Below are 7,553 nucleotides of genomic sequence, written 5' to 3'. Positions count from 1 at the left end.
GGAGGGGCCCAGCCCCAGCAGGCGCGCGATGCGGTCCACCGCGCCCAGCCGCAGGGCGTCGAGCGCGTGCGCCGCGTCGCGCGAGCGCGCGTACAGCCGGGCCCGGCCCTGCATGGTCTCGGACGCGCGGACGGTGACGGGGAGCTTCTCGGCGACGAGCGGGCCGAAGCGCCGCCCGCGCCACACGCCGGCGACGACGGCCCCGCACAACAGCATCACGAGCGCGGGCGTGACCCACGGCGGGGTGAGGTCGGCAAGCGACGGCGCCGATGCGCCGAGGTCGCTGTCCAGCGGCGATGGCATGTACCACACGAGCTTCGCGTTGCGGCCGGCCAGCCCGAGGGCGAGCGCCGCGTTGCCGTCGGCGGCCAGATGCTCGTTCGTGAGGATGCCGCGCGCGTCGAGGGCGGCGACGCGCGCGGTCGGCGTGCGGTCGGACACGAGGAGCCCGAACCCGTCGTCCACGGGATAGCAGCCGACCACGCTCGCGCCCTCTGAGGCGAACAGCGCGCCCGGGACGACCGAGCCGGCACGCGCGGCGTCGGGTTGTGCGCAATCGGGAGCGACGAGGGCGGCAGGCGCGATCCCAACCCGCGTTCCCCCGTCGAACAGGAGCCGGATGTCGCGGCTCGACGGGTCGATGAGGACGACATCGCCCGCGCGGCCGACGAGGTCGAGCACGGCGTCGTCGGAGAAGACGGCGCTCGAGCGCAGCACGAGAGTCGTGTCGGCGCCGAGGGCGCGCTCGGCGCTGTCGAGGCTGCGCGCCACCTCCACCTCGACGCCCTGCTGGCGCAGCAGCTGGACGAGCGCGCGCGCCCCGTCGGGGCCCGCGCCGTCGGGGTCGAAGAGCTGTTTCTGCGCCCACTCGGCCGACGCGGCGAGCATCGCGCCGACGGCGCCGGTGGCGACCAGCACGGCGCCGATGGCGGTCCACGCCCACGCGCTGCGCCGGCGGCTGCGGGGCGCGCGCTCGGCCGTCACGGGGGCCGTCATCGCGTGAGCTCCGCGAGGTCGGGCATGGCGGCCGGCCGCGCGGCGGCCAGGGCGTCGTCGACGCCGGCAACGAGAGCGTAGAGCGCGGGGGTGCCCGGCTGGCGCAAGTACCGCACGTCGTCGAACGCGGTCGCCGCGTGCTCCACGCGCGGGCCCTCGGCAGGGAAGGCGCGCGCGGCCTCCCGTGCGAAGGCGTGCACCGTCGCGCCCGGCACCGGATCGACGACGCCGCGCTCGCTGAGGCCGCGGGCGAGGGCGCGGAAGCGCAGCACGATCGCCTCTTGCCAGTCTTGCTCGGCCGCGCGCGCGGCGGCATCGCGCCGCAGCTGTGCTGCCGAGCGCTCGTCGTCGCCGAACAGCTCGGCCACGGCCGCTCGCGAACGGTGTGCCGCGCGCGGGCGGCCCCAGATCAGGATCGCGGCCACCACGAGGACCACCACGACCACGATCGCGATCACCGCCGGCAGCCCCGACCAGCCGCCCGACACGCTCGGGTGCAGCAGGTGGTCGATGAACTCGCCGACCTCGCGGGCGGCGAGGTCGAACCAGGTCGGCTGGGCCTGCGCGTACTCGGGCTTGGCGAGCTCTTGCTCCGCCCAGCGGCGCGCCTCGTCGGGGTCGGGGACGACTGGGATGCCGGCAGTCCAGCGGCTCGGGATCACGGCTGCTCTTGTCCGTTCCCCCCGCCCGGCGCGGCCCACTGGGTCGACGGGGGCGGCGGCGGGGTCTGCGTCGCCGGCGGGCGCGGCGAGGCCGCGCCGGGCTGTTGCGGCGGCGAAGGCTGTTGCGGCGGCGCGGGCTGTGCGACCGGCTGCGGGTACCCGGCGTACGGCGGGCGCCCCGGCTGCGGGTACGGGGCCGGCTGCGGGTAGCCGGGCATCGGATATCCGCCAGGCGCCGGCGCGTACTGCGGGCGCGGCGGGTGCGGGCGATCGGGGTGCGGCGTGTACGGGTCGGTCAGGTCGCGCCCGCCGGCATCCCGCTTCTCCACGTACGCGAGCAGGTCGAGATCGAGCCCCTCGTGGCGCATGCGGCAGTCGACGTAGACGAGGCAGGTCGCGGTGGCCTGGATGACGATGCCCATCGCTTCCACCAGCAGGGTGACCGCCTGCGCCAGGACGGTCGTGATGATCGCGGCGATCACCGCGGAGGGGGCGTCGGCCCCGTTCGGGTCGATGACGACACCGAGCATCGCGGTCAGGATCGAGAACGGCACGCTGACCAGCTGGGCCGCGACGCCGATCGCGAGCGAGATGATGACGATGATGCCCAGCGTCGACCAGAACCGGCCGCGCACCAGCGTCCACGAGCGGGCGACCGCCCCGCGGATGGTGGCGTGTTCGAGCACGAGGACGGCGGGCACGAGCAGCAGTTTCACGGTCAGCCACAGCGACAGCGGGATCAACGCGATGAACAGCACGACGCCGAGCACGATCGCCAGAGCGAGCGCTCCGCCGCCCAGCACCCCCAGCGCGACCAGGGCGAGCGTGACGGGGCCGAGCACGACGAGGACAGCGAGCGTGACCAGGAGCGTGTAGCCCAGCAGCCGCCAGACCGCCGGCTTCACCCGGGTCCACAGCTGGCGCAGCGTGCGCTTTTCGGCCACCACGGCCCCCGACACGTCGGCGATCACGACGCCCTGCACGGCGACGGTGAGCGCCGTCAGCAGCAGGCCGAACACGACGGCGGTGACCGACGTGAGCGCGATGGCGCCGGCCATCACGGCGTTGTACTCGTCGCTGCCGGCAATCAGGGTGTCCAGCCGCGAGAACGCCCAGATCGCGACGCCGCCGACGGCGACGAGCAGGATCAGGTACGCGACGGTCTGCACGCACAGCGCGAACCCGAGCAGGACCTTCGGGTTCTGGCGCAGTGCCGTGAACGACCGGCCGAGAATCGTGCCGAAGCCGAGCGGGTGGAGGGGCACGATCCCGGGACGGGATGCCGGTCTCCAGCCGGATTGTGCGCTCACCTTGCTCCCTCCACGCCGTTTGTCGACACCGCTCGCAGGCCGAAGGCCGCTGATTCATCGTTTCACATGCGGGTGTCGGGCTGTCGTCCTGCGTCGGCTCAGCGTCGTCCACTACTCTGTGCATACCAACGTGAAGGGCGAAAATCACCCGATGACTTCCCGCATCCTGGTAGTCGATGACGACACTGCGCTGGCCGAGATGATCGGCATCGTGTTGCGCACGGAGGGCTTCGACACCGTGTTCTGCGCCGACGGGGCGCGCGCGGTCGAGGCGTGGCGGTCGGAGCGGCCTGACCTCATCCTGCTCGACCTCATGCTTCCCGGAATGGACGGCATCGAGATCTGCACCCGCGTGCGTGCCGAGTCCGGCATCCCGATCATCATGCTCACCGCCCGTACCGACACGTCCGACGTCGTGAAGGGGCTCGAGTCCGGCGCCGACGACTACATTGTCAAGCCCTTCAACCCCAAGGAGCTCGTCGCGCGCATCCGCACGCGGCTGCGGCCGGCGGCGCAGGACCGCTCGGACGTGCTGCGCATCGGAGACCTGACGGTGGATGTCGCCGCGCACGAGGTGCGGCGAGGCGACGACCCGATCGCGCTGACGCCGCTGGAGTTCGAGCTGCTCGTGGCGTTGGCGAGCAAGCCGCAGCAGGTGTTCTCCCGCGAGATGCTGCTCGAGCAGGTGTGGGGGTACCACTACAAGGCCGACACCCGGCTCGTGAACGTGCACGTGCAGAGGCTGCGCGCCAAGGTCGAGCCCGACCCCGACAACCCCAAGATCGTCACGACGGTGCGCGGTGTCGGCTACCGCGCCGGCGCCGCGATCTGACCGGCCATGCCCGCGCCCAGCGCGACGACCGCCGCGGCAGCCGATTGGCGCGACTGGCGCGAGTGGCCCCAGCAGCTGACCGGGCTCTGGCAGCGCTCGCTGCGGTTCCGCACGATCATCGTCACGCTCGCGCTGACGATGCTCGCGATCCTCGTCGCGGGGGTGTGGATGTCGATTGTCATCCAGAACGACCTCTTCGACTCGCGCAAAGACCAAGTTCTCAGCAGCGCGCTGCGCGCCACCCAGTCGGCGCAGCAGATCTTCGACTCCGCCGACGTGCAGGGCGACCTGTTCACGACCCAACAGCTGCTGAACACGGTCGGCGAGGAGATCGCCCGGCAGTCGGCCAGCGACATGTGGGCGCTGCTGCGCGTCGACGCCACGCCGTCCGCGGTGTCGACCGACGTTTCCTCGCCCGGGTTCGACCAGAGCATCCTCTCTGACAGTCTGCGCGAGAGCGTGCGCTCGATGCCCGGCTCGCAGTGGTGGCAGTCGGTGGCGCTCTCGTGGCCGGACCGCCCGAGCTCGCCCGGCATCGCGGTCGGCCAGCAGCTGTCCACTCCCGACGTCGGCACGTTCGAGATCTACCTCGCCTACGACCTGGACACGACCAACGAGACGCTCCAGTTCGTGCAGCGCACGCTGTGGATCGCCGGGGTCGCGCTGCTGGTGCTCATCGGCGTCATCGCGTGGTTCGTCGTCCGCTCGGTCGCCAAGCCGATCGCCGAGGCGGCCGACACGAGCGCACGGCTGGCGGCGGGCGATCTGCACGTGCGGCTGGAGGTGCGCGGAGAGGACGAGCTGGCCACGCTGGGCCGGTCGTTCAACGCGATGGGCGACAGCATCGAGGCACAGATCAAGCGGCTCGCGGAGCTGTCGCAGGTGCAGCAGCGGTTCGTCTCGGATGTCTCGCACGAGCTGCGCACTCCGCTGACCACCATCCGGCTCGGAGCCGACATGGTCAACGACCGCCGTGACGACTTCGACCCGTCGACCGCCCGCGCCGCCGAGCTGCTGCACACGCAGGTGCAGCGGTTCGAGACGCTGCTGGACGACCTGCTGGAGATCAGCCGGTACGACGCGGGATCGGTGCAGCTGGAGCTGGAGCCGACCAGCCTCGCCCACCTCGCCGAGGACGTCATCGAGTCGATGGCGCAGCTGGCCGAGCAGCGCGGCAGCGACGTGCGGCTCGTCGCCCCCGGCGGGTACAGCCCCGTCGACATGGACCCGCGCCGCGTGCGCCGCATCGTGCGCAATCTGCTCGGCAACGCGATCGAGCACGGCGAGGGCCGGCCGATCGTGGTCACCGTCGACAGCGACCAGCAAGCTGTCGCGCTCGGCGTCCGCGACTACGGGCTCGGGATGGCGCCCGACGACGTCGAGCGCGTGTTCGACCGGTTCTGGCGCGCCGACCCGTCGCGCAAGCGCACGATCGGCGGCACGGGTCTCGGTCTGTCGATCGCGCTGGGCGACGCGCGGCTGCACGGTGGCACCCTCGCGGTGTGGTCCGAGCTAGGCCGCGGCACGAACTTCGTGCTCACCCTCCCGCGGCGCGACGGGCGCCTGGGCGCGGGTTCGCCCGTGCCGCTGGAGCCCGACTCTGCGGCGGCGCTGGACGCCCTCGGCCACACCCAGCCCATCGACGTGCTGGGCCCAGGAGGAGAGGAGGCGCGATGAGGAAGGCTCTCGGGGCGGCGGTCGCGGCGATCGTCGCGCTCGTGCTGTCGGGGTGCGCGGCGATGCCCACGACCGGCGCCGTCCAGGCGGGACTCGCGCCGGAGGAGGCGGCGGAATGGGTCGACCTGGCGTTCCGCCCGGCGCTGCCGCAGCAAGGCGCCACGCCCGAGCAGATCGTGGACGGCTTCATCGCGGCCGGCACCAGCCCCGCCGGCAACTGGGAGATCGCGCAGGAGTTCCTCACTGAGGCAGCGCGGGAAACGTGGAAGCCCGACGCCGGAGTGACGATCGACGACTTCGCCGACCGGCAGCTGACGCAGACATCCGATCGCTCCTTCGTTCTGTCGGTGAGCCCCGTCGCCGACGTCGACGAGACCGGCAGCTACGACGAGACCGACGCCGGCACGTCGTCGCTGGAGTTCGAGCTCGAGCAGCGCGCCGACGGCGAGTGGCGGATCAGCTCCCTCGGCGACGGCATCGTGATCGACCGCGATCTGTTTCCGCGCGTGTTCCGCGCCTATTCGCTGGTGTACTTCGACCCGTCGTGGCAGTACCTGGTGCCGGACGTGCGTTGGTTCGCGATGCGCAACAACACGCTCTCGCGCATCGTGCGGGAGCTCATCACCGGGGCGCCCAGCCCGTGGCTCGCCGATTCTGTCGTGACCGCGTTCCCGGACGATTTGCGCGCGCCCGGAGCCGTCACCGTCACCGACGGGGTGGCCCGCATCGACCTCGACTCCGGCGTGCTCGATCTGCCCGCAGACCAGCTGTCGCGTATGAAGGCGCAGGTGGCGGCGACTCTCGCGTCGGCGAGCGTGAGCGACGCGCGCATGATGGTCGGCACGGTCGAGGTGGATGTCTCGGCGGCGGCGGTGCGCTCGACGCGGGTCGACGCGCGCCCCGCCGTGCTCACCGCGGAGGGCTTCGGTTTCCTCTCCGGCGACGAGGTGCAGCCCATCCCCGGCATCACCGAGGCGCTGCGCGACGCGGGAGTGCAGCCCACCGCCATCGCGCTCAGCCCCGACCGCGACGTCGCCGCGCTGCAGGTGCCGACGGGCGCGGTGGGGCGGATGTCGGCAGAGCAGGGGTATCAGCAGCTCGACGCGCGCGACGGCCTGGTGGCCCCGGTGATCGACTCGTTCGGCTACGTGTGGACGGTGCCCGCGGACAACCCCGCCGCGGTGACCGCGTTCGCCGCCGACGGGTCGGCGGTATCGGTTGCCGATGCGTGGAGTGGCGCGTCGCGCATCAGGAGCATGCAGGTGTCGCGCGACGGCACGCGCATGGTCGCGCTGGTCGACATCGGCGGCCGCAGCGAGGCGTGGGTTGCCGGGGTGGTTCGCGACGGCTCCGCGCCCGTGCGCCTTGCGCAGTGGAGGCGACTGGCCGCGCTGCCCAGCGCGGGCATCGCCGTCACGTGGCTGGACGACACGACGGTCGGTGTGGTCGCGGGCGGCGGCGCCTCGTCGTCGGTGCTGACGCAGCCCGTCGGCGGCCTGACCACGACGGCCAGCGGCCCGACCGGCGTGCGGGTGACAGCGATCGCGGGAAGCACGACATCCATCCGGATGCGCGACGACGAGGGCACGATGTTCACGAAGGCGGGGACGCGCTGGCGGGCGACGGCGGACGGCATCATCGTGCTGGCGACGCAGCAGGGCTCTCCTCGCTAGTCCCGCACTCCCGCCCCCGCCCTTCGCGAACCCGGCCCCCGCCGCGCATGTCAGGGACGATGCGGCTCAGCACGGCTGCCACCCTTCGTTTCCCCGACATGCCCTGGCTGCGTGTCAGGGAAGGTGTGGCCACCGAGACGAGATGCCCGCATCGTCCCTGACATGCTCGATGCCTGACCGTGCGATTGGCGACCGGGCGGGCGGTTCTGCACAGCCGGGCGCGCGGTCGGGTTGTGCACAATCGCGCCGCCCGCGGCGGCCGGCCCGCCAGGCTGGGGTCGTGGCATCCGCTCTGCTGTCGGCGCGCGAGGCGCTCGCCGACGCCCTCGCGCTGGCCTTCCCGGTCGACTGCGCGGGCTGCGCCGCGCCCGGCCGGCCGCTGTGCGCCGCGTGCCGTGCCGCG

Annotated in this window: 6 protein-coding genes; 3 read left to right on the top strand and 3 right to left on the bottom strand. The window is 72.7% G+C overall.

What is annotated here, in order from left to right; genetic code table 11:
- The 3 genes from QM611_RS04725 to QM611_RS04715 all read right to left on the bottom strand — a co-directional run.
- The coding region (locus tag QM611_RS04725) for a DUF4350 domain-containing protein (protein ID WP_415078750.1) at nt 1-996 on the bottom strand (996 nt) is incomplete at its 3' end.
- A complete protein-coding gene (locus tag QM611_RS04720) occupies nt 993-1,658 on the bottom strand; it encodes a DUF4129 domain-containing protein (protein ID WP_415078749.1) in 666 nt (221 codons plus the stop codon). The genes QM611_RS04725 and QM611_RS04720, both read right to left, overlap by 4 nt.
- On the bottom strand, nt 1,655-2,968 hold the full coding sequence (locus QM611_RS04715; RefSeq protein ID WP_415078748.1) for a glycerophosphoryl diester phosphodiesterase membrane domain-containing protein: 1,314 nt from the start codon (nt 2,966-2,968) through the stop codon (nt 1,655-1,657). The genes QM611_RS04720 and QM611_RS04715 overlap by 4 nt, the downstream gene beginning before the upstream one ends.
- A gap of 151 nt (nt 2,969-3,119) precedes the next feature.
- Between QM611_RS04715 and mtrA the strand changes: the two genes are divergently transcribed.
- Genes mtrA through QM611_RS04700 form a run of 3 tightly spaced genes read left to right on the top strand, consistent with a single transcriptional unit; the run spans nt 3,120 to nt 7,150 of the window.
- Entirely contained in the window at nt 3,120-3,800 is a 681-nt protein-coding gene (gene mtrA, locus QM611_RS04710) for an MtrAB system response regulator MtrA (RefSeq protein ID WP_415078747.1), read from the top strand.
- A gap of 6 nt (nt 3,801-3,806) precedes the next feature.
- Complete coding sequence (mtrB, locus tag QM611_RS04705) at nt 3,807-5,477, top strand: MtrAB system histidine kinase MtrB (protein WP_415078746.1); 1,671 nt, start codon at nt 3,807-3,809, stop codon at nt 5,475-5,477.
- Nucleotides 5,474-7,150 (top strand): LpqB family beta-propeller domain-containing protein, encoded by a 1,677-nt coding sequence (locus tag QM611_RS04700; RefSeq protein ID WP_415078745.1) that lies wholly within the window; start codon nt 5,474-5,476, stop codon nt 7,148-7,150. The genes mtrB and QM611_RS04700 overlap by 4 nt, the downstream gene beginning before the upstream one ends.
- The last annotated feature ends 403 nt before the right edge of the window (nt 7,151-7,553 follow it).

This window comes from Microbacterium sp. (genome assembly GCF_047606685.1).
Taxonomy (GTDB): domain Bacteria; phylum Actinomycetota; class Actinomycetes; order Actinomycetales; family Microbacteriaceae; genus Microbacterium.
This window is presented reverse-complemented; position numbering and strand designations above follow the sequence as displayed.

Coding starts and splice junctions, on each gene's coding strand:
- mtrA (WP_415078747.1), top strand. CDS start 3,120: ATGACTTCCCGCATCCTGGTAGTCGATGACGACACTGCGCTGGCCGAG.
- mtrB (WP_415078746.1), top strand. CDS start 3,807: ATGCCCGCGCCCAGCGCGACGACCGCCGCGGCAGCCGATTGGCGCGAC.
- QM611_RS04700 (WP_415078745.1), top strand. CDS start 5,474: ATGAGGAAGGCTCTCGGGGCGGCGGTCGCGGCGATCGTCGCGCTCGTG.